At 59.0% G+C, this 21,053-nt stretch carries 20 protein-coding genes; 5 read left to right on the forward strand and 15 right to left on the reverse strand.

Translation table 11 applies throughout. The features are described 5' to 3' along the window. Positions 1–32 precede the first annotated feature (32 nt). The 15 genes from AC1DVE_RS12195 to AC1DVE_RS12265 all read right to left on the reverse strand — a co-directional run bounded on the left by AC1DVE_RS12195 (position 33) and on the right by AC1DVE_RS12265 (position 17,636). Positions 33–1,508 carry a sigma-54 dependent transcriptional regulator gene (locus AC1DVE_RS12195; RefSeq protein WP_223456442.1) on the reverse strand — a complete coding sequence of 492 codons (1,476 nt, stop codon included), beginning with the start codon at positions 1,506–1,508 and terminating at the stop codon, positions 33–35. A gap of 172 nt (positions 1,509–1,680) precedes the next feature. Then, positions 1,681–1,977: a flagellar protein FliT gene (fliT, locus tag AC1DVE_RS12200; protein ID WP_223456441.1), complete on the reverse strand. Its 297-nt coding sequence runs from the start codon at positions 1,975–1,977 to the stop codon at positions 1,681–1,683. Between the two features lie 24 nt (positions 1,978–2,001). Further along, positions 2,002–2,391 carry a flagellar export chaperone FliS gene (fliS, locus tag AC1DVE_RS12205; RefSeq protein WP_223456440.1) on the reverse strand — a complete coding sequence of 130 codons (390 nt, stop codon included), beginning with the start codon at positions 2,389–2,391 and terminating at the stop codon, positions 2,002–2,004. Between the two features lie 156 nt (positions 2,392–2,547). Beyond that, positions 2,548–3,933 carry a flagellar filament capping protein FliD gene (fliD, locus tag AC1DVE_RS12210; RefSeq protein ID WP_223456439.1) on the reverse strand — a complete coding sequence of 462 codons (1,386 nt, stop codon included), beginning with the start codon at positions 3,931–3,933 and terminating at the stop codon, positions 2,548–2,550. Between the two features lie 81 nt (positions 3,934–4,014). Next, complete coding sequence (locus AC1DVE_RS12215; protein WP_223456438.1) at positions 4,015–4,365, reverse strand: flagellar protein FlaG; 351 nt, start codon at positions 4,363–4,365, stop codon at positions 4,015–4,017. 74 nt (positions 4,366–4,439) lie between these two features. Further along, positions 4,440–5,885 (reverse strand): flagellin N-terminal helical domain-containing protein, encoded by a 1,446-nt coding sequence (locus AC1DVE_RS12220; RefSeq protein WP_223456437.1) that lies wholly within the window; start codon positions 5,883–5,885, stop codon positions 4,440–4,442. A gap of 247 nt (positions 5,886–6,132) precedes the next feature. Further along, entirely contained in the window at positions 6,133–7,062 is a 930-nt protein-coding gene (locus AC1DVE_RS12225; RefSeq protein ID WP_223456436.1) for a ketoacyl-ACP synthase III, read from the reverse strand. Positions 7,063–7,362: 300 nt separating this feature from the next. Then, positions 7,363–8,955: a flagellar hook-associated protein 3 gene (locus AC1DVE_RS12230; RefSeq protein WP_223533308.1), complete on the reverse strand. Its 1,593-nt coding sequence runs from the start codon at positions 8,953–8,955 to the stop codon at positions 7,363–7,365. A 13-nt stretch (positions 8,956–8,968) separates the two neighbouring features. Next, a complete protein-coding gene (gene flgK, locus AC1DVE_RS12235) occupies positions 8,969–10,981 on the reverse strand; it encodes a flagellar hook-associated protein FlgK (protein ID WP_223533307.1) in 2,013 nt (670 codons plus the stop codon). 23 nt (positions 10,982–11,004) lie between these two features. Then, the gene (gene flgJ / locus AC1DVE_RS12240; RefSeq protein WP_477783951.1) at positions 11,005–12,291 is read right to left on the reverse strand and encodes a flagellar assembly peptidoglycan hydrolase FlgJ; all 1,287 of its coding nucleotides are present in this window, start codon (positions 12,289–12,291) and stop codon (positions 11,005–11,007) included. An 11-nt stretch (positions 12,292–12,302) separates the two neighbouring features. Then, on the reverse strand, positions 12,303–13,412 hold the full coding sequence (locus AC1DVE_RS12245) for a flagellar basal body P-ring protein FlgI (RefSeq protein ID WP_095963833.1): 1,110 nt from the start codon (positions 13,410–13,412) through the stop codon (positions 12,303–12,305). Between the two features lie 18 nt (positions 13,413–13,430). Continuing rightward, on the reverse strand, positions 13,431–14,126 hold the full coding sequence (gene flgH / locus AC1DVE_RS12250; RefSeq protein ID WP_223456432.1) for a flagellar basal body L-ring protein FlgH: 696 nt from the start codon (positions 14,124–14,126) through the stop codon (positions 13,431–13,433). Between the two features lie 52 nt (positions 14,127–14,178). Further along, positions 14,179–14,964, reverse strand: coding sequence for a flagellar basal-body rod protein FlgG (gene flgG, locus AC1DVE_RS12255; RefSeq protein ID WP_015096282.1), 786 nt, complete (start codon positions 14,962–14,964; stop codon positions 14,179–14,181). 45 nt (positions 14,965–15,009) lie between these two features. Further along, positions 15,010–15,750, reverse strand: a complete 741-nt coding sequence (locus tag AC1DVE_RS12260; protein ID WP_223456431.1) for a flagellar basal body rod protein FlgF — start codon at positions 15,748–15,750, stop codon at positions 15,010–15,012. A gap of 326 nt (positions 15,751–16,076) precedes the next feature. Beyond that, positions 16,077–17,636, reverse strand: coding sequence for a sigma-54-dependent transcriptional regulator (locus AC1DVE_RS12265; protein WP_223456430.1), 1,560 nt, complete (start codon positions 17,634–17,636; stop codon positions 16,077–16,079). A 279-nt stretch (positions 17,637–17,915) separates the two neighbouring features. Between AC1DVE_RS12265 and phhA the strand changes: the two genes are divergently transcribed. The 5 genes from phhA to AC1DVE_RS12290 all read left to right on the forward strand — a co-directional run bounded on the left by phhA (position 17,916) and on the right by AC1DVE_RS12290 (position 21,037). Further along, a complete protein-coding gene (phhA, locus tag AC1DVE_RS12270; RefSeq protein ID WP_223456429.1) occupies positions 17,916–18,707 on the forward strand; it encodes a phenylalanine 4-monooxygenase in 792 nt (263 codons plus the stop codon). 104 nt (positions 18,708–18,811) lie between these two features. Continuing rightward, on the forward strand, positions 18,812–19,168 hold the full coding sequence (locus tag AC1DVE_RS12275) for a 4a-hydroxytetrahydrobiopterin dehydratase (protein ID WP_046037728.1): 357 nt from the start codon (positions 18,812–18,814) through the stop codon (positions 19,166–19,168). After that, positions 19,168–20,361: an amino acid aminotransferase gene (locus AC1DVE_RS12280; RefSeq protein ID WP_223456428.1), complete on the forward strand. Its 1,194-nt coding sequence runs from the start codon at positions 19,168–19,170 to the stop codon at positions 20,359–20,361. Before AC1DVE_RS12275 ends, AC1DVE_RS12280 begins: the two co-directional genes overlap by 1 nt. A 286-nt stretch (positions 20,362–20,647) precedes the next feature. Then, the gene (locus AC1DVE_RS12285; protein WP_256590294.1) at positions 20,648–20,779 is read left to right on the forward strand and encodes a hypothetical protein; all 132 of its coding nucleotides are present in this window, start codon (positions 20,648–20,650) and stop codon (positions 20,777–20,779) included. 72 nt (positions 20,780–20,851) lie between these two features. Beyond that, positions 20,852–21,037, forward strand: a complete 186-nt coding sequence (locus AC1DVE_RS12290) for a hypothetical protein (protein ID WP_223456427.1) — start codon at positions 20,852–20,854, stop codon at positions 21,035–21,037. Positions 21,038–21,053: the final 16 nt, after the last annotated feature.

Here is a 21,053-nt window from a genome sequence, read left to right on the forward strand (position 1 = left end):
TTCTTATAAATGAATGAGTTGAAAAACAGGCGTCAATCATCCGCCTGCTCGTCTCCATCACGACGACTCATGCCGTACTTGCGCATTTTCTCCACCAGCGTGGTACGACGAATACGCAGGCGCTCGGCCGCGCGGGCCACAATGCCATTGGCGTCATCCAGCGCCTGCTGGATCAACCCTTGCTCCAGACCACCGAGGTAGTCCTTCAGGTCCAGGCCTTCCGGCGGCAGCATGGCATTGGCCGTGAAGTCCGTCGTATGACCGTTGATGGCCACGCGCTCTTCCAGATCACTGCGCAGGCTGTCGACCATTTGCTCGTCTTCATCGTCGACGTAGCGGAATTTCTTCGGCAACTCGACCACGCCGATCACGCCGTATGGATGCATGATCGCCATGCGCTCCACCAGGTTGGCCAGTTCGCGGACGTTGCCCGGCCAGCCATGGCGGCACAGCGACATGATCGCCGCCGAGTTGAAACGGATCGAACCGCGCTTCTCGTGCTCCATGCGCGAGATCAGTTCGTTCATCAGCAGCGGAATGTCTTCGACGCGCTCACGCAGCGGCGCCATCTCGATCGGGAACACATTCAGGCGGTAGTACAGGTCTTCGCGGAAGGTGCCGATCTCGATCATGCTTTCGAGATTCTTGTGGGTCGCCGCAATGATGCGCACGTCGACGCTCTGGGTCTTGTTGCTGCCCACGCGCTCGAAGGTGCGCTCCTGCAACACGCGCAGCAACTTGACCTGCATCGGCAGCGGCATGTCGCCGATTTCATCGAGGAACAGGGTGCCGCCGTTGGCCAGTTCGAATCGACCGGCGCGGCTGGTGATCGCCCCGGTAAAGGCGCCCTTCTCATGACCGAACAATTCGCTTTCCAGCAACTCTGCCGGGATCGCCCCGCAGTTGACCGGCACGAACGGCGCTTCGCGGCGCTTGGAATGGTAATGCAGGTTACGCGCAACCACTTCCTTGCCGGTGCCGGACTCACCGAGGATCAGTACGCTGGCATCGGTATCGGCGACTTGCTGCATCATCTGGCGGACGTGTTGAATCGCCCGACTGGTGCCGACAAGACTGCGGAAAAGATTGGGTTCGCGATGACGACCGCGCTCGCGGGCCTGGTCGTACATCTCGCGATAGACCTGGGCACGGTGCAGCGAATCGAGCAATTTGCTGTAGCTGGGCGGCATTTCGAGGGTCGAAAGCACTCGCCGACGCTGGTCTTCCGGCAGGTCAATGGAAGAATTATCGCCCATTAACAAAACCGGAAGGAACTCATCCCAGGTCGAGAGTGTCTTTAACAAGCCCAGAAGTGAACCAGGAGCATTGACCGTCCCGATGAGGACACAGATTACTTCACGACTTGACGACAAAGAGCCGACAGCCTGCTGCCAGTCATGGCTACCACAGGGTAAATTTTCTTCGCCGAGAAAATTTAAAATCACCGCCAGGTCGCGGCGGCGGACGCTATCGTCATCAATCAGCAGAATTTTGGTTTCACGCCACATGCAATAGCAACTTCCCTAGTCAACTCAATGCCCAAAATGCTGGGGCAAGCTAGACGCTTGCAGACACGTTATGCCTGAAGACGACTGAAATCTGGAACCAGCCACTAGTTAAGTCAAAAAACCGCGCACAGTCAAATTTATGGCGCACATATCTGGATTAACTTGGGGTTAATTAACCAAACAGATGGTAAACCTTTGCTGCGTTCCGCGCTTGCTGGATCTGGGACATTTCATCGACTATCGCCTGCCTCTCCCCCATTGTCGCTGTCAGCAAATCTTTATACACCGCCAACAACCCTTCGAGATTTGTCCGCAATGCCTCTTCGTCGATCGGCGCCTCGCTGAGCACTTCATCGACGCACTCCCGGCAAGCCGCATCCAGCTCGCCAATGGCATCCCAGTTGCGCGCCGCCAGAGCGTCGACCAGGGCTTCACGGGTTTCTTCAATCCGCCGCAGTGCTTGACTCATGACGTCATCCTCAGACCCTCGGGCCTATTGATTGGCAATGGCATCCCAACCGCTTTTCAGGGTTTCGAGCAAACCCGATACTTCGTCGATGATTTCGGCATTGTTGTCACGATTGGCTTCCATCAGACGCGTCATCATGTAGGCGTACAGGTTGTCGAGCTGCTGAAGCGACGCCGGGTCATCGGTTTTCTCGGGATTCAAGCCATCGCGCAGGCCGATGATGATGTCCACGGCCTTGCCCATCATCAATCCCTTGAGTGCGATGTCGCCCCGCTCCATCGCACCTCTGGCCTGGGCCATGCGGTCCAGCCCGCCCTCCATCAGCAGCTGTACCAGGCGATGAGGATTGGCTTCAGAGATCTGAGCATGGGAATTGACCTTCTGGTATTGGCGAAGGGCTCTCATGGGGTTCATGTTTCTACCTCGTGACGGACAACAGCTTGAAATTGGGAAGGCTCTGATCTTTATGTCGACTGAGGGACACATAACTTTAACCCAGTCCGACCACCAATGAAAAAACCCAGGCACAGTCATTACAGACTGCCTGGGGTTTTTTATGCCTGATCCGGATCAGTCCGACTTCGGATTGTTCAGCGCATTGAGCGTGGTCATGATGCTATCGCTCTGAGCGCGCAGTTTGGCCACCAGGGAGTCCATGGCGGTGTACTTGGCAGTCAGGCTGGTTTGCAGGCCGGCCATTCGTGCATCGAGGGAGTCCTGCTGCTTTTTCAAGTCGTTCAGGCTGTCGGTCAGGGTTGCCGAACGGGCAGCGAACACACCGGTCTTGCTCAGGGCAAAGCTGTCGGTGGCGGACTTCATGCGGGCCAGCAAACCGGTGTCGCCGGTAAAGATACCGTTGATGTCGGCGGCATTGGTCAGCGCTGCGGCGTCGAACAATTTATCGTCGACGGACAGCATCCCGGTTTTTTGATCGGTCTTGACGCCGAACTGAGCGAGCGATTTCAACTGACCGGTTCCGCCCATCGCATTCAGTTCGGTACGCACCGCCGACATCAATGAACGCAGGGAGGCATCGCCCGTGAGCGCGCCAGACGTCACGGAACCATCGGCACTGGTGGTGACTTGAGTCTCGGCATTTGAAGCCTTGATCAGGGCGTTGTAGGTATCAACGAACCCCTTGACCGCCGACTTCAGCGTCGCTGTGCTCGCAGACACCGTGATGGTTGCCGGCGTCGCTGCGCCACCACCGGACGGCGTCGGCGACACACCAGTCAGCTTGACCGTGATCCCGCTCACGGCATCGGCGATGGTATTGGACTTGGAGGTCATCGACACACCGTCAAGAACGTACTCGGCGTTTTGCGGGGGAGCAAGGACGGTGACACCCGTTTGCAGGCCTGAGTTGCCCGACAGTGTCAGATCCGTACCAACACCGGTCGTGGTCGAGGTCAATACCATCCGAGAGCCAGTGGCGTCGGTCAGGATGTTGGCACTCAAGCCCTGGTTGGCGTACTGCGAGTTGATCGAATCGCGGACTTGCTGCAACGTCGCACCGGCAGGAACGCTGACGTCGAAGGTGTTGCTGCCCTGCTTGATGCTCAGCGTGGTTGGCACCGAACCGGCGTTGACCACCGAAGAAGCACCGCCGGCATAAACCTGGGTGGAAATCTTCGACGCGGTTGCCAGTTTGGTGACCAGCAGCGAGAAACTGCCAGCCGCCGCGCCTGTACCCGTGGTTATGGTGGCAACTTTTTCATCGGAGGACGAACCGCTCAAGCCACTGAAGCTAGATGCGGTTTTCATGTTGTCCAACGCACTGCGGAAGGCATCCAGCGCTGCCTGGATTTTGCCGATGGACGACAGCGAGGTGGTTGCTTTCAGCGTCTGATTGTTGATCTGCGTTTGCTTGGGCGCTCGTTCCGCGTCCACCAAAGACTTCACGATCAACTGGGTATCAATGTTCGAACCAACACCGCTAACCGTTGTACCCGCCATCATCTCTCTCCTTATCCAGTGGCTGCCGACTTCTTGATTACGCGTGTGCTAATCATCGACAGCAACAAAATTCATGCCAGTTCAGACTTTGTCTTCAAACAACAAACTACTGGCGTCCGACAGGCTTTGTGCCAGTTTCAGTGCGGTTTCCGAAGGGATCTGGCGAATCACGTCACCGGTATCGGTGGCAATGACCTTGACCACGACCCGGCCGGTGGAATCATCAATGGAAAAATCCAGTTTGCGCTGGGCAGCCTGGACGAATTCCTGAATATCGGTCACAGCCTTTTCCAGGTCGTCGCGCTTGGGTTCGGAACCCGATGACGCAACGGCTTCAACCTTGGGCTGATCCTGTTTGGCAGTGACAATCGGCGCTGCGCTCTGCGGCGCAACGGCCGGATAAGACAGGTTCAACTTGACGCTCATGTCCATGCTAAATCTCCTCATCACGGAAAAGACGAAAGGGCACGTAAACGCGCCCTTCCGTCAGTCACCAAGCGCTGGAATTACTGAAGCAGCTTCAGTACAGCGGATGGCAGCTGGTTAGCCTGGGACAGGATCGCGGTGGAAGCCTGTTGCAGGGTTTGTTGCTTGGTCAGCTGAGCAGTTTCCGACGCGAAGTCGACGTCCTGGATCACGCCACGAGCAGCGGTGGAGTTGTCCGAGATGCTGCGCAGGTTGGCCACGGTGCTATCGAAACGGTTTTGTACAGCACCGAGGTCAGCACGCTGGGAGTCGATGTTGGCGATGGCCTGGGTGATCACGTCAACAGCGTTTTGCGCGTTGGTGGCAGTGGTCACGTCAGTGTTGTTGACGGTAGTTTTAGCCGAGCTGACGGTAGTACCGGCAGCAACGAACAGACCGGTTGCACCAGCACCGCTCAGCGAGTAGCTGTTGGTGGAGTTCAGCGATACTGCACCGGTAACCTGGATTGGACCAGCAGCGGCAGCAACACCAGTACCGTAGGCACCAGCACCGTTTTTGGCAGCAACGGTGATACCAGCGATTGCGCCGGCGTCACCAGTGTCCAGAGTGATGTTTTCACCGGTGTCGGACTTGATTTGCAGGTTGTTGGTGGTGGCGTTGTAGTTAACGCTGATACCCAGCTTGGCAGCGTTGGACTTCAGTTGGTCAGCCAGGCCAGCAGTGTCTGTAACACCAACCATGTTGACTGCGGTGCCGCTGCCTACCTTGATGGAGAAGTTGGCGCTGGCTGGAGTAGCGGCCAGGATCGCAGCGGTGTTTACAGTGAACTGGGCTTCAGTGCTGGCAGTAGCCGACAGGCCACCGATAGCGCCGTTCAGTTGAGCAGCGGTAGCCTTGGCAGACTGGCCGGCAGCAACAGTTACGCTAGCGGTCTGGCCACCACCAGTGATAGCCAGAGCACCGCCGGCAACACCGGTAGCGCTTGGCGCGATGGCCACGGACTTCAGCTGCTGGGAACCGATGTTGTTAGCCGATACGTCGCCCAGAGTCATGTTGATGGTCTGGTTGGCGTTGGCGCCCACTTGGAACTGGGTAGTACCGAAGGAACCGTCCAGCAGGTTACGACCACCGAAGGTAGTGGTGGTAGCGATACGGGTCAGCTCAGCAGTCAGTGCGGTGTATTCAGCGTTGTTCGACTTACGGTCTTCGGCGCTAGGCGAGCCGTTCGCGGAAGCCAGGGCCAGGGTACGCATTTTCTGCAGGATGTTGGTGGATTCTTGCATCGCGCCTTCAGCAGTTTGCGCGATGGAGATACCGTCACCGGCGTTCTTGATAGCGGTCTGCAGGCCGTTGATCTGGCTGGTCAGACGGTTGGAAATTTGCAGGCCAGCAGCGTCATCTTTAGCGCTGTTGATACGCAGGCCGGAAGACAGGCGTTGCATCGAAGTTTGCAGAGCGTCAGACGAACGGGTCAGGTTCTTTTGAACGTTCAGCGATGCAAGGTTGGTGTTTACTGTTAAAGCCATGACGAAATCCTCGTTGGATGGATACTTCGGCTTCCGGCCCTGACATCCGTCGGGTTTGGCCTAGAGAACCTACGTAATAGTTATCGTCGTGAAGAGGCTTTGCTTGAGCGGTTTTTTGCAGATTTTTAGTGGCAGCGTGCCAGCCCTTTATTTTCAAGGCTTTACAGCCAGAAAATCGGCGCCATAAAAAAGCAAAACGCCCGGCAACTTACGTTACCGGGCGTTTTTTATGCCTGTATTCCAGCCATCAACCGCGATAGAGAATCGCCGAGCCCCACGATAGACCTACACCGAAGCCGCTGATGGCCACGCGCGTCCATTTCGAATCGAACACATGGTTTTGCAGCAGCAGCGGGATGCTGGAGGAAACCGTGTTGCCGGTTTCGAGCATGTCCTTGACGAACTTCTCCGGCTCACCTTCTTCGAAGCGGCGCGCTACGGCATCGACGATGGCCGCGCTGCCCTGGTGAATGCAGAAGGCATCGATGTCGCTGGCCTGCAAGTTCGACTCATCCAGCAGCTCATGCAAATGCGCCGGGACTTTCAACAAGGCGAAGTTGAAGACCTGGCGGCCATTCATGAAGAACACACCGTCGGTGACCTTCAGGTGCGGCGCGCCGGAACCGTCGGTGCCGAACTTCGACTTGCCCAACTGCCAGACAGCGTTTTCGCCCATCCAGGTCGCAGTGGCGGCATCGCCGAACAACATGGTGGTGTTGCGGTCTTCCGGGTCGACGATCTTCGAATACGGATCGGCGGTGATCAGCAGGCCGTTTTTCAGACCTGTCGCTTCCATAAAGCCTTTGATCGCGTAGATGCCGTACACATAGCCGGAACAGCCCAGGGAAATATCGAAAGCGGCGACATGGGTCGGCAGGCCCAGCTTGTCCTGAACGATCGCAGCGGTGTGCGGCAACCCTTCTTCATCACCGTTCTGGGTGACGACGATCAGGCAATCGATGGCTTCACGCTTGAGCTCGGGGCTGGCGGCGAACAGCGCATTGGCGGCTTCGACACACAGGTCGGACGTTTCCTGATCGGCATCCATACGCGGCAAAAACGCCGAACCGATCTTGCCGAGGATGAAGGTTTCGTCCTTGTCGAACTTTGCACCCTGGGCGTAGTTATCAACCCCGGCTGCCGGCACGTAACTCGCAATATTTTTTATGCCAATCATTATGGCTTCCCAATAATAAACAGCTGAACATCGCCGCTCGCTGAATCGAGGGCGTCTACAGTCAGGGCCTGGCATCGTCGGCGCTCAAGCAAACACCTTGAACAGTCCGCCACCTTTCACCGCCCGCAGACAGGATACAGTGAAGATGCGCGTTTTGACTGGCGGGTCACTCAGAGATCAGTGCTTTATTTGATTTTATGGTCCGGATCCCGCCCCACCCTGCTACGCGACGCGCCGAAAAAAGGCAAAAAAAAGCCAGCCCCCTATGAAAGGGACTGGCCGCGAGCGATCAAGACCGACTCAAAGCTTGTTGAACAGGCTCAACTGGGAAACCTTGGCGAACGCCAGTTGCGCGGCCTGCAGCATGGTTTGCTGCAAAGTCAGACGCGTCAGCACTTCCGCCGGGTCGGTATTCTTGATCGAGTTGCCGGTCGATTCGTTGATCAGGCGGGAGCTGGTGTTCTGATCAGTCTGCATGTCCATCACATTGCCCCGGGCACCGATCGCCCCACGCGCCAGGTCAACCTGGTTCTTGGAGTTGTTCAGGTTGGCAATGGCGGAAGCGACGGTGTCTTCCATAAAACGCTGGGCGACCGGGTTGCCTTGGGTCGGCGCGTCGAGCGCCGAACGCAGCTGGCTGATGGTATCGAGGACGTTCTGGGTCTGGTGTGTATTGACCGCGATATCAAACTGATCGCCTGCCGCCGGCGTCGACGGTGTGCCGCCCAAAGTGAAGCTGACACCCGCCGCCGTCGCCACGCCTGCCACTACAGTCCCGGTGGTAACCGGGGTACTGGTGCTGGTCAATGGGCGCGCGTACAGCTCAAAGGTCCCGGTACCGGTGAACTTCAGCACCGCCCCGCCTTCGGGGAAGAAGCTCTTGTAATCGGTGGCATTGGTCACCGCAGTCTGGGTAATGATCGCCGTCGATGGGTTGTTCGGGGCGCGGTTGGCGACGAAGCTGTCCGGCTTGGCCGTCAACTGGAAGCTGTGACCGGCGATCACGGCGTCGGCGCTGGCGGAGTCGGCAGGTGTGTCACCCGCCTGGAAAGTGATGTCCAGCTTAAAAGTCACACCACGGAAGTTGACGTCGGAACCGCCCTTGGCATTCGGATCAAATTTGCCACCACCGGTCGCTTCCGCCGTCACGTCATTACCCAGCGCATCGGTAATCACGAACTGGGTACTGCTGGTGAACGACATGGTGTAAGGCTGACCGTTGCGGAAACTCGCATCGAAGGCCGGACCGGAATTTACCAGTCCCGGGGACAAGTCCACCCGCCCGTCATTAACGGCAGGTGCTGTCATGGTGGTCGAACTGCGGGCGGCATTGATTGCCTGCTGGAAAACGTCCCAACCGGTATCGTTCAGGCCCAGGGACATCGAATCGCCGATCTTCAGTTCCAGCTGGGTCTGGTCGCCCTGATAGCTGTAGGTGCCGTCACTGTTGCGTACAAACGGCTGAGTGTTGTTACTCGCGCCGGAGAAAATGTACTTGCCGCTGGCATCCTTGCTGTTCATCAGGCTCAGCAATTGCTCTTCGGACTGCTTGAGTTCGGCGGCGATGGATTTACGGTCATCGTCGTTCAACGAACCGCCACCGGCTCGTATCGCCAACTCACTGACTTTTTGCAGCACGTTGTTGATGCTGTCCAGCACGCTCTCTTCCTGCGCCTGAGCGGTGTTCAACGCGCTGATGTTGGTGGTGTACTGCCCCAGCATGGCTTTTTGTTGCTCGAGTTGCAGCAACCGCGCCGCGCCGACAGGATCGTCCGCCGCGGTCTCGAGCTTCACGCCGCTGCTGGCCTGCTCGGCCGTCTTCATCACATTGTTGAGGTTGCGAGAATAGTTGGCGGCCGTCGTGGCGTAATACTGTGCTGTAGAAATGCGCATGTTCTACGGCTCCTTAAAGGGCATTGATCAGGGTGCTGAAAATTTCCTGCGCAGTCTTGATGATCTGCGAAGAGGCCGTGTAGTACTGCTGGAACTTGGTCAGGTTGCCAGCCTCTTCATCGAGATCGACACCAGACAGCGAGTCGCGGGCGTTTCGAGCGCCAGTCAAGATGGTATCGGTAGCCGTTGCATCCAGTTGCCCCTGCTTGGTCAGCGAGCCGACCTTCGATACCAGACCACCATACGCATCGGTAAAGCTCACACCCGGACTGGTCGCAGTTGCACCGACTGTCGCCTTGGTTTGCAGACCGAGCAAGGCCTGGGCATTGCGGTTGTCGGTACTGTCGGCCGCAGTCATGGAAATGTTGAAGCTGTCCCCCGAAGCAGGGCTGCCGCTGACGGTCATTCCCACATTGAAGGTTTTGGCGTTACCACCGGCATCGGTGTAAGGCACTGCGATACTCAGGTCGTTGTTCTGACCTGGCACGATGTTGCCGGTACCGATGCTGTTGCCCTTGGAATCGAACACTTCATAAGCGGTAGCACTGGTCATCAGCATGCGCACGGGCATCGATGCCTTGACCGCCGTCTGCACTTCCAGGCGCTGGACCGGATCGTAGATATCCAAACTGGTGGTCAGGTTCGGCTGGCTGACAGCACCGGTGCCGTCATTCCCCGAGGCCTTGGTGGAGGTCAGCGGTGCGGACGTAGCCAGGGTTTTGGTATCGGTCATGACCGTGGTCATGTCCGCAGCACCGCTGCGGGTCGGGGTAATCTTGAAGGAGTCCCCGACGGCGACCGAACCACTGTTCAAGCTCAGGCTGAATCCATCGATGACCGGATCGGCCGCAGGAGGCGTGGCGAAAGCGAAGTTACCCATGTCGGTGTTATCCGACAGTCGACGCACGTTGTAGCCCGAAGCAGTGACCGTCACCTGATAATCGCTGGCTTGCAGCTTGCTGGTGTCTTTGATGGTGACATTCAGATTGCCGGACGCCGGATTGTTGTTGGCATTGGCAATACTGCGCTGGCTGATGGCCGCCACACTGTTGATGTTGTTGAACAGTGCCGCACCGAAGTTACCGCTCTGATCCAGGCCCTGCCCCAGCTGCTTGTTGACCTGATCGGCCACAACCATGGCGATACGCCCCAGGTTGTTGACTGCGGGCGTCAGAACTTCAGTGCGATAGCGCAACAATCCACCCATCTGGCCGCCGCTCATCACACCGGTGATATCGATCGACGAACTGCCTCGATCCATGATGATCGAGGCACGAACAGGGTCGGTCGGGTCTGCCGCCACGCGCAATTTATTGACCGTGTCGCCGATAACCAACGGCTGGCCGCTACCCAGGTAGATATCCAGTCGGCCGTCGGTTTCGGTGACCTGTGTGCCGACCAGTTCGTTGAGCTGGCGGATAGTTTCGTTACGCTGATCCAGCAATTCATTGGGCGTTCCACCCGAACCACTGACTTCACCAATTTTTTTGTTGTAGGCCGCAACGGTCGACGCCAGTTTGTTCACCTGATCGGCCATCGAGCCCAACTGATCATTGATGTACGAACCTTGCTGCTTCAACTGCTGGGACATCGCATTGAAACGGCTGCTCAAGCCCTGGGCATTGGTCAACAAAGCCTGGCGCGAAGCGTTGTCGTTGGCGTTGCCGGACAACGTTTGCAGTGACGAGAAAAATGACTGCAGTGTCTTGGTAATACCGGTACCGCTGTCGGACAGCAACTTGTCCACTTGCGTCGCCTGCCCAAGATAAGCCTGCGCATCGCCGTTGAGCGAAGTGGTGCTCTGCAATTGTGCATCAAGGTAGCTGTTATAGACCCGACGCACATCAGCCAGAGTAGTGCCAGTGCCGATGAACACATTGCCATTCTGTATAGAGCTTTTGGTGCCCTGGACAGTTTGCTGGCGCGAGTACCCGACGGTATCGACGTTGGAAATGTTATTACCCGTAGTCACCAACGAAGCGTGACTGGCGGACAAACCCGACATCCCGATATTGAGCAAACTCATGGTTCAAACCTTATACCTTGTGCCTATAAAGGCGTGGTGGAAACGCCCGCCGCAGCGTAGTTCTGGTAACTCGTCATCTGCCTGGCTATCTGCGAAATCTTGCTTGCGTAGTCCGGGTCGGTTGCGTAACCGGCTCTCTGCAACTCGCGTACAAACTGTTCTGGGTTATCGGCAGACTTCACGACATCTTGATAGCGATTGTTGGTCTGCAGCAAAGTCACAAGGTCATGGAAACTGTCCTTGTAGGAATCGTAGGAGCGGAACTCGGCCGTCTCCTTGACCATCTGCCCGTTGCGGAATTCGCTGGTGATCGCCCGCGCCGAATTGCCCTGCCAACTATTGCCGGCCTTGATGCCGAACAGGTTGTGGCTGCTGCTGCCGTCCTGAGCACGCATGACCGACTTGCCCCAGCCGGTTTCGAGGGCCGCCTGGGCCACCAGGTAACGTGGATCGACACCAATGCGAGCCGCCGCTTCCTTGGCCATCGGCAACATGGTGTTGACGAAATCGTCGGCGGAACTGAAGGCTTTCTTCGCCGGCGCAAGAGGAATCTGCGCCATGGCGCGACCGTAAATCTGCATGCCGGCACCGGAGGACTGCTGGGCGTTCGCCAGCCAGTCGCCGTTGTACAACGGACCGGTACCGCTGGTGGTCGTGCGCTGCGGCAATTGGGTTGCGTTGGCTGTTGCAGCGGCGGTCGTCGCCGAAGGTACCAGCCCCGCCAGCAAACGGTCGGCCAGTTTCGGCGGCAGCGCCAGGCGCCGCTGATTGATCAGCGCCATGTCATTGCGATGACCACCCTCACCCGCCTCTTGTGACGTATGGACTGAACGCGAAGCCCACAACGGACGCTGGCCATTGACCCGCGACAGCGGCCCGTTGATTGCGACCGTGCCTGCCGCCACCGGCGTTTGCACGGCGGCCTTGGCAGCCTCTTGCTTGGCCAGCGACGCAGCGGCGGCCTCGCCCGGCGCCATCGGTTTGTTCTTCGACATCTGGCGCATCAGCACGTCCGCCAGACCAATACCGCCACCCTCGCGGGACATGGAAACCGCCAGTTGCTGGTCGTACATTTCCTGGTACTGCTTGGCCGCCGGGGTGTTCATCGGATTGTCCTGCCCCAGCGCTTCGGTGGCCGAGCGCATGGACTTGAGCATCTCACCGAGGAACAGCGATTCGAACTCCTGCGCCACCTTGCGCAAGTTGCCGTCGCTGTTCTTGTCGCCGACCTTGAGCTGATTCAGACGATTGAGGTCCGAATAGGAGCCCGAATCGCTGCTGCTGACCAGACCACTCTTGCGCATATCCACGATGGCCGTCCTCAGATCACGATCAGATCGGCTTGCAGGGCGCCGGCCTGCTTCAGCGCTTCGAGGATGGCCATCAAGTCACCCGGTGCCGCGCCGACCTGGTTCACCGCTCGTACGATCTCGTCGAGGGTGGTGCCTGGGCCGAACTTGAACATCGGCTTGGCTTCCTGCTGGGCGTTGACCTTCGAACGTGGTACCACCGCCGTGGTGCCATTGGACAGAGGGCCGGGCTGACTGACGATCGGATCTTCGGTGATGGTCACGGTGAGGCTGCCGTGGGTCACGGCGGCCGGAGAAACCTTGACGTTCTGGCCGATCACGATGGTGCCGGTACGGGAGTTGATGATGACTTTCGCCACCGCCTGGCCCGGATCGATCTCAAGGTTTTCCAGGATCGACAGATAGTCGACGCGCTGGCTCGGATCGAGCGGCGCGGTGACGCGAATCGAACCGCCGTCGATGGCCTGGGCCACGCCAGGGCCGAGCATGTTGTTGATCTTGTCGACGATGCGTTTGGCGGTGGTGAAGTCGGAACGGTTGAGGTTCAGCGTCAGGCTGTTGCCCTGGTTGAAACCGCTCGGCACCGCGCGTTCCACCGACGCACCACCCGGGATGCGACCGGCCGACGGAACGTTGACGGTGATCTTCGAGCCGTCTCGCCCTTCCGCATCGAAACCGCCTACCACCAGGTTACCCTGGGCCACCGCATAGACGTTGCCGTCGATACCCTTGAGTGGCGTCAGCAGCAAGGTGCCGCCGCGCAAACTCTTGGAGTTACCGATGGACGAAACGGTGATGTCGACCTGCTGACCCGGCTTGGCGAATGCCGGCAAATCGGCACTGATCGACACTGCCGCGACGTTCTTCAACTGCACGTTGCCCGAGCCCGGCGGCACCTTGATGCCGAACTGCGAGAGCATGTTGTTGAAGGTCTGCAGGGTGAACGGGGTTTGCGTCGTCTGGTCGCCGGTGCCGTTAAGCCCGACCACCAGGCCGTAACCGATCAATTGGTTGGAACGCACGCCGGAAATACTCGCGATGTCCTTCAGGCGCTCGGCCTGCGCGTTGAACGCGGCGGACAGCATCAAGGCGGCCACCATCAGATGTTTAAAGTTCAACATGCTCAACTGGAAAGCCACCTAGAAAGGGAACAACGGGCTGAGGAAGAAACGGTCGAACCAGCCTGGCTGACTCGCATCGGCAAACGAACCAGTGCCCGAATAGGTGATGCGCGCATCGGCGACACGGGTCGACGACACGGTGTTGTCGGTAGAGATGTCATCGGCGCGAACAAGGCCGGCAATCCGCACCAGCTCATCGCCGGTGTTGAGGGTCATCCACTTCTCGCCGCGTACCGCGATGATGCCGTTGGGCAACACATCGGCGACGGTGACCGTGATCGAACCGGTCAGGGTGTTGCCCTGCGCCGCCTTGCTGTCACCCTTGGTCGCGCGGTCACCTTCGTAGCTGGCACTCAGGCTCAGGTCGCCATCGCCGAACGGGTTGTTGGTGGTGGCGCTGCTGCCGAACAGCGAAGTCAGGCCGATGTTGGCCTTGCTGTTCTTGCCAATTTGCGAGTTGGCGTTTTTGCTGGCCTGGGTCCTTTCGTTCAGGGTGATGGTGATGATGTCACCGATCCGGAACGCCTTGCGGTCGCCGTAGAGGTTCTGCTCGAAGCCGGCCTGATAGATCGAACCGTTGTTCGCCGCCGCCGGCAACGGCGTGCGCGGCAACACCGGCGCGTAGTAAGGGTCATTGGGCTTGGGCGTCGCAGGCACGCAACCTGCGAGCGCGGTGATCCCACTCAGTGCCAGTACAGATACATAGCGATTCATGACCCTACCTCACGGTGTAGCAGGCAGCCTCATGGCCGCCCCATAGACTTGATTACAGATTCTGCGTTACGAACGAGAGCATCTGGTCGGCGGTGGAGATCACCTTGGAGTTCATCTCGTAGGCGCGCTGGGTGGTGATCATGTTGACCATCTCCTCAACGGTGCTGACGTTGGACGTTTCCAGGGTGTTCTGCAGCGTGGTGCCGAAACCGTTCAGACCCGGAGTGCCGACTTGCGGCGCGCCACTGGCGGCGGTTTCCAGGAACAGGTTGTTGCCCACTGCCTGCAGGCCGGCCGGGTTGATGAAGTCGGCGGTTTGCAGGTTGCCGATCACCTGGGCAGCCGGGTTGCCGGCAATGGTGATGGACACGGTGCCGTCGCGGCCGACCGTGAAGGTCTGCGCGTCGTTCGGAATGACAATCGCCGGCTCCAGGGCAAAGCCGCTGGCGTTGACGATCTGGCCGTTGGAGTCCAGGTGGAACGTACCGTCACGGGTGTAGGACGTGGTGCCGTCCGGTTGCAGGATCTGAAAGAAACCGCGACCGTCGATGGCCATGTCCAGTGGCTGCTCGGTGGTTTGCAGGCTGCCGGCGGTGAAGTTTTTCTGGGTGCCGACGATGCGCACACCGGTACCCAGTTGCAGACCCGACGGCAGTTCGCTGTCCTGGGTCGACTGGGCGCCTGGCTGGCGCTTGATCTGGTAGAGCAGGTCCTGGAACTCGGCGCGGTCACGCTTGAAACCCGTGGTCGACACGTTGGCCAGGTTGTTGGAAATGGTGGTCAGGTTGGTGTCCTGGGCGGACAAACCTGTCTTGGCAACCCATAGAGCCGGAAGCATTCGATTCTCCTCGTGCGCCTGTTTTACGGCGCGACGTTCTGGTAATTAGCTAATCTGCAAGACCCGAGCCATGGCCTGGTCATCGTCTTTGGCGGTGTTCATCATCTTGATGTGCAGCTCGAACTGCTTGGACAAAGCCAGAACCGAGGTCATCTCTTCCACGGCATTGACGTTGCTCGACTCGAGGAACCCGGACACCAGCTTGACGCCGGCATCGGCCTGCGCCGGCTGGCCGTCCTTGGTGTGGATCGAACCATCCAGGCCTTTGGTCATGTTCTTGAGGTCTGGGTTGACCAGCTTGATGCGGTCGACTTCAGCCATCACCCGGGGACCTTCGCCCATCGCGCGGATGCTGATGGTGCCGTCCTCGCCAACTTCGATCTGCTGCTCCGGCGGCACGGCAATCGGCCCGCCATTGCCCATGACCGGCATGCCGTTGCCGGCGCGCAGCACGCCCAGGGCGTCAACGTTCAGGCTGCCGGTGCGCACGTAGCTTTCACCGCCATCGGGCGTCTGTACGGCAATCCAGCCGTTGCCTTGCACGGCAACGTCGAGGTCGCGACCGGTTTCCACCAGTGAGCCCGGGGAAAAATCGGTGGCCGGGCGTTCGGACATGGCAAACGCTCGCGCCGGAAAGCTGTCACCGAACACCGGCATCGAACGGGCCTGCTCCAGGTCTTTCTGGAAGCCGTTGGTGGAGATGTTCGCGAGGTTGTTGGCATGCGCCTTTTGCGCCAGTGCATTCTGGCTGGCGCCGGTCATTGCCACATAAAGGTACTTGTCCACACTCTTTCCTCTGCCTGCCGGACGTTTGCCGCCCACTGCTGTACTGCTGAGCCATAAGCAATTTGCAGACCAACTTGTTTTTGGCGGCGCGAGGCCCGGCAAACAGGGGACTTGGGGGATTCAGGGGGGATTGGTGATTTGTATCAGAGACGAAAAACCGGCGGTGTCATGCCGGTGGGTGGCAAGTGCCGGCCTCTTGAGTGACTGATCTATCGCCTTCGCGAGCAAGTCGGATCGCCGCACCGCCGCTCCCACAGGGGAACGCATTCCAAATGTGGGAGCGGGCTTGCTCGCGAAGAGGCCGGCACATACGTCGCAAATTTCAGTCAAGACTCCGTCTTGCCAACCTCATATTCACGCAACTTGTTGGCAATGGTGGTATGCGAAACCCCGAGCCGCTTGCCCAGTTGCCGACTGCTCGGATGCTCGGAATACAGCCGCTCCAGCACCGCCTTCTCGAAACGCCCGACGATCTCGTCCAGCCCACCCTCCAGCGAAAAATCGCCAAGGGGCTGACGCACGCCATAATCCGGCAGGCGAATATGCTCAGCCTTGACCGTGCCGCCGTCGCACAGGGAAACCGCCTGGAACAGCACGTTCTCCAGTTGCCGGACGTTGCCCGGCCAACGGTAGTGGCTGAGCCGCTCCATGGCTGTCGGGGCCAGTTTCGGCAACGGGCAACCAATCTGCCGGCTGGCCTGATCGAGGAAGTGCTCCACCAGCGGCGTCAAGCCGTCGAGGCATTCGCGCAACGGCGGGATGTGCAGCGACAACACGTTCAAGCGGTGATAGAGGTCCTGGCGGAACTCGCCGCGAGCGCACAATTCGGACAGGTCGACCTGGGTCGCGCAGATCACTCGCACGTCGAGGTAAACCTCTTCATCGCTGCCCACACGACGGAAGCAGCCGTCCTGCAAAAAGCGCAGCAACTTCACCTGCAAGCGTGGGCTCATTTCGCCGACGCCATCGAGAAACAGCGTGCCGCCCGCCGTCAGCTCCAGCAGCCCGAGCTTGCCTTCGGCCCGCGCCCCTTCGAAGGCACCCGGGCCGTAACCGAACAATTCCGTCTCGGCCATGGACTCCGGCAGACCCGCGCAATTGAGCGCCATCAACGGCGACTGCCCACGAGGACTGGCCAAATGGCAGGCCCGCGCCAGCAACTCTTTGCCGGTGCCGGTTTCCCCTTCGATCAACAGCGGCGCATCCAGCGGCGCCATGCGCCGCGCCTCGCGCACCACGGCGGCCATGACTTTCGAGCTTTGGAAGATGCTGTCGAAGCCTCGCAATTCCTGCTTGCGCACGTTGTAGATGCGCTCACCCACCCGGTCGGCGCGGTGCAATGTCAGCACCGCACCGGCCATGGCCTCGCTGTCGTCATGCTCCGATTGCAAGGGCGCGATGTCGGCCAGGAACACGTCACCCTTGACCTTGACCCGCAGCCCGTTGATCCGCGACTTGTTGGCGCGCACCAGTTCCGGCAAATCGAAATCCTCGGCGTAGCGCGACAGGGGAATCCCCGGCACCTCGTCGACCCGCACCCCGAGCAACTGCGCCGCTGCCCGATTGGCCGCGACAATGGAACCGCCCATGTCGATCGACAGCACCGGAAATTCCAGCGCACCGAGCAGTGCATTGAGCTCCATGTGCCGACGCTCGCTGGGCATCAGCCCGACACGCTTGACGCCAAACACTCCGGCAATCGCTTCGAATTTCGGACGCAAGGCCTGGAACTGAATGTTGATCAGGTTCGGGCAATGCAGGTAGATGGCATTGCCATGCTCACCACCCACTTCACCGCGGGCCACGTTGATCCCGTACTCCACCAACAGATTGAGAATGTCGCGCAGGATGCCGATGCGGTTCTGGCAGTGGACTTTGATACGCATATGAATGGCCTGAAAAAACGGTGAGTAAGGTGCGCAGGGATAATTTCTGCTGAGGCGCTCAGATAGTCGTCAAGATTATGTGACAGGCAAAGCGTTTTTCAAACCGGGAAATCTCAATAGCTGCGCGATCGCGATCAATTCGTAACGAAATCTTTACGAAATTTACGGTTTTTTCCTACGCGTGTCGCTGCCCACCTGCTGCAACAGTGCAATCCTTGGGGTATTTCTAGGTCCATAGCAGTACATAACAAGAACGAAATCCCCTAGCAGGAGAGCAGCATGAAGCAGACGCAATACGTGGCTCGCGAGCCCGATGCGCAAGGTTTTATCGACTACCCCGCCGAAGAACACGCGGTGTGGAACACGCTGATCACTCGTCAACTGAAGGTGATCGAAGGGCGTGCGTGCCAGGAGTACCTGGACGGTATCGAAAAACTCGGTCTGCCCCACGACCGCATTCCTCAACTCGGCGAAATCAACAAGGTCCTCGGTGCAACCACCGGCTGGCAGGTTGCCCGGGTTCCCGCACTGATTCCCTTCCAGACCTTTTTCGAATTGCTGGCCAGCAAGCAGTTTCCGGTGGCGACCTTCATTCGTACCCGCGAAGAACTGGACTACCTGCAAGAGCCGGACATTTTCCACGAGATCTTCGGTCACTGCCCACTGCTGACCAACCCGTGGTTCGCCGAATTCACCCACACCTACGGCAAGCTCGGCCTCAAGGCGACCAAGGAAGAACGCGTGTACCTGGCGCGCCTGTACTGGATGACCATCGAATTCGGCCTGGTCGACACCCCGCAAGGCCAACGCATCTACGGCGGCGGCATTCTGTCTTCTCCGAAAGAGACCGTGTATTGCCTGTCGGACGAGCCTGAGCATCAGGCGTTCGATCCGCTGGAATGCATGCGCACGCCCTACCGCATCGACATCTTGCAGCCACTGTACTTCGCGTTGCCAAATCTCAAGCGTCTGTTCGACCTCGCTCACGAAGACATCATGGGCATGGTCAAGCAAGCGATGCAGATGGGTCTGCACGCACCGAAATTTCCGCCAAAACCAAAAGCCGCGTGATCCGCCGCTTTTAGAATCAAGTGAGCCTGTCAGAATCCATCGCTTTGGATTAGCGTGGTAGCACTGAGGGCCGATTTCCCAACATTCGATTTCAGGAACACATCATGACCGCATTAACTCAAGCCCATTGCGAAGCCTGCCGCGCCGACGCCCCACAAGTCAGCGACGAAGAACTGCCGATCCTGATCAAGCAGATCCCGGACTGGAACATCGAAGTACGTGACAGCATCATGCAGCTGGAAAAGGTCTTCCTGTTCAAGAACTTCAAGCACGCCCTGGCGTTCACCAACGCCGTCGGTGAAATCTCCGAGGCCGAAGGCCACCACCCGGGCCTGCTGACCGAGTGGGGCAAAGTCACCGTGACCTGGTGGAGCCACTCGATCAAGGGCCTGCACCGCAACGACTTCATCATGGCCGCGCGCACTGACGAAGTGGCGAAGGACGCTGAGGGGCGCAAGTAATGCATTTCGACGCCATCGGTCGAGTACCTGGCGACCCGATCCTCGGCCTGATGGAGGCCTACGCGCAGGACCCGAACCCGCGCAAGTTCGATTTGGGCGTGGGTGTCTACAAAGACGCCCAGGGCCTGACGCCGATTCTCCAGTCGGTGAAACTTGCCGAGCAACGCCTGGTGGATCGCCAGTCCACCAAGACCTACATCGGTGGTCATGGCGAGCCGGCGTTCGGCAAAGCGATCAATGAGTTGGTGCTGGGCGCCGACTCGAAGCTGATCAGCGCACAACGCGCCGGCGCCACCCAGACTCCGGGCGGCACCGGGGCGTTGCGCCTGAGCGCGGACTTTATCGCCCAGTGCCTGCCGGGGCGCGGCGTATGGTTGAGCAACCCGACCTGGCCGATCCACGAAACGATTTTTGCGACAGCCAAGGTCAAGGTCAGCCACTACCCGTACGTGGGCAGTGACAACCGGCTCGACGTCGACGGCATGCTGGCGGCACTCAATGAAGCGCCCAAGGGTGACGTGGTGTTGCTGCACGCCTGCTGCCACAACCCGACCGGTTTCGACCTGTCCCAGGATGACTGGCAGAGGGTGCTGGAGGTAGTACGCAAGCGCGAACTGCTGCCACTGATCGACTTCGCGTATCAAGGATTCGGCGATGGCCTGGAACAGGATGCCTGGTCGACCCGGCTGTTCGCCGCCGAGTTGCCGGAACTGCTGATCACCAGTTCCTGCTCGAAGAACTTTGGCCTGTACCGCGATCGCACCGGTGCGCTGATTGTCTGCGCGAAAACCGCCGACAAGCTCACCGACATCCGCAGCCAGCTGGCCAACATCGCCCGCAATCTGTGGTCGACGCCACCGGATCACGGGGCGGCCGTGGTCGCGACCATCCTCGGCGACCCGGAGCTGAAAAACCTCTGGGCCGACGAAGTGGAAGCCATGCGCCAGCGTATCGCCCAACTGCGCAGCGGTCTGGTGGAAGCGCTGGAGCCTCACGGTTTGCGCGAGCGCTTTGCGCACATTGGCGTGCAACGCGGGATGTTCTCCTACACCGGCTTGACGCCTGCGCAAGTGAAGAACCTGCGGGACAACCACAGCGTGTATATGGTCAGCTCGGGCCGGGCCAACGTCGCAGGCATTGATGCCACGCGTCTGGATCTGCTGGCCGAGGCGATTGCCAGCGCCTGCAAGTAACCATCAGGCACTGCAAGCCCCCTTCAAGTCCTAGCATACAAGCGAGCCTGCTCGCGATAGCGGTCTATCAGTCAACATCACCGTTGAATGACACTCCGTTATCGCGAGCAGGCTCGCTCCCACATTTGTTTTGTGTCGCTCCTCCAGTCATGTCTAGACAATCCCACCCGTCGAAACAAATGGATATAAAAGTCCGTTTGTCATTTTCAGTGCTGTATCCTTTCCAGGCTTTTTTTAAAGCGCGGATCTACCAGATCTGTCAACAGACTTAGCGAGGAGCGCAACCATGCACGAGATTCCTAATCTCCCCTTCCCAAGCCTGCACGAACCTGAGCAGACGACCACGCAGCAAGCCGGAGCCCAACAGCCCGAGCCGAAAGAAGCCACTGGCAGCCGCCAGGCTGACAGCGAAGACTGAAACACCCGCCGTACAGACCGTGTGGAAAGCGCTAACATGCGCTTTCCACACTGCCTGAAAGAGCCTTTACCCATGACCGATGAATTCAGCGAAGCGCAGGCCAGCGTCCTGATCGGCACCGCCGAGAAAATGATCGAGATCTGGAATCGCCTCTCCCCCGAAAAACAAGCCGCCTTGCTCGCCCGCTTCGGCACCCAGGAAAATGCGCTGGCCGCCCTGGTCACCACGCAACTGGTCGCTCCCGCCAAACCTGAATGACGCCGCCCGGCAAATA

This window comes from Pseudomonas sp. P4_B4 (genome assembly GCF_056402255.1).

Excerpts from the sequence above, each read along its gene's own strand:
- AC1DVE_RS12195 (WP_223456442.1), bottom strand. The coding sequence starts at position 1,508 with ATGTGGCGTGAAACCAAAATTCTGCTGATTGATGACGATAGCGTCCGC.
- fliT (WP_223456441.1), bottom strand. The coding sequence starts at position 1,977 with ATGAGTCAAGCACTGCGGCGGATTGAAGAAACCCGTGAAGCCCTGGTC.
- fliS (WP_223456440.1), bottom strand. The coding sequence starts at position 2,391 with ATGAACCCCATGAGAGCCCTTCGCCAATACCAGAAGGTCAATTCCCAT.
- fliD (WP_223456439.1), bottom strand. The coding sequence starts at position 3,933 with ATGGCGGGTACAACGGTTAGCGGTGTTGGTTCGAACATTGATACCCAG.
- AC1DVE_RS12215 (WP_223456438.1), bottom strand. The coding sequence starts at position 4,365 with ATGGACATGAGCGTCAAGTTGAACCTGTCTTATCCGGCCGTTGCGCCG.
- AC1DVE_RS12220 (WP_223456437.1), bottom strand. The coding sequence starts at position 5,885 with ATGGCTTTAACAGTAAACACCAACCTTGCATCGCTGAACGTTCAAAAG.
- AC1DVE_RS12225 (WP_223456436.1), bottom strand. The coding sequence starts at position 7,062 with ATGATTGGCATAAAAAATATTGCGAGTTACGTGCCGGCAGCCGGGGTT.
- AC1DVE_RS12230 (WP_223533308.1), bottom strand. The coding sequence starts at position 8,955 with ATGCGCATTTCTACAGCACAGTATTACGCCACGACGGCCGCCAACTAT.
- flgK (WP_223533307.1), bottom strand. The coding sequence starts at position 10,981 with ATGAGTTTGCTCAATATCGGGATGTCGGGTTTGTCCGCCAGTCACGCT.
- AC1DVE_RS12245 (WP_095963833.1), bottom strand. The coding sequence starts at position 13,412 with ATGTTGAACTTTAAACATCTGATGGTGGCCGCCTTGATGCTGTCCGCC.
- flgH (WP_223456432.1), bottom strand. The coding sequence starts at position 14,126 with ATGAATCGCTATGTATCTGTACTGGCACTGAGTGGGATCACCGCGCTC.
- flgG (WP_015096282.1), bottom strand. The coding sequence starts at position 14,964 with ATGCTTCCGGCTCTATGGGTTGCCAAGACAGGTTTGTCCGCCCAGGAC.
- AC1DVE_RS12265 (WP_223456430.1), bottom strand. The coding sequence starts at position 17,636 with ATGCGTATCAAAGTCCACTGCCAGAACCGCATCGGCATCCTGCGCGAC.
- phhA (WP_223456429.1), top strand. The coding sequence starts at position 17,916 with ATGAAGCAGACGCAATACGTGGCTCGCGAGCCCGATGCGCAAGGTTTT.
- AC1DVE_RS12275 (WP_046037728.1), top strand. The coding sequence starts at position 18,812 with ATGACCGCATTAACTCAAGCCCATTGCGAAGCCTGCCGCGCCGACGCC.
- AC1DVE_RS12280 (WP_223456428.1), top strand. The coding sequence starts at position 19,168 with ATGCATTTCGACGCCATCGGTCGAGTACCTGGCGACCCGATCCTCGGC.
- AC1DVE_RS12285 (WP_256590294.1), top strand. The coding sequence starts at position 20,648 with ATGCACGAGATTCCTAATCTCCCCTTCCCAAGCCTGCACGAACCTGAG.
- AC1DVE_RS12290 (WP_223456427.1), top strand. The coding sequence starts at position 20,852 with ATGACCGATGAATTCAGCGAAGCGCAGGCCAGCGTCCTGATCGGCACC.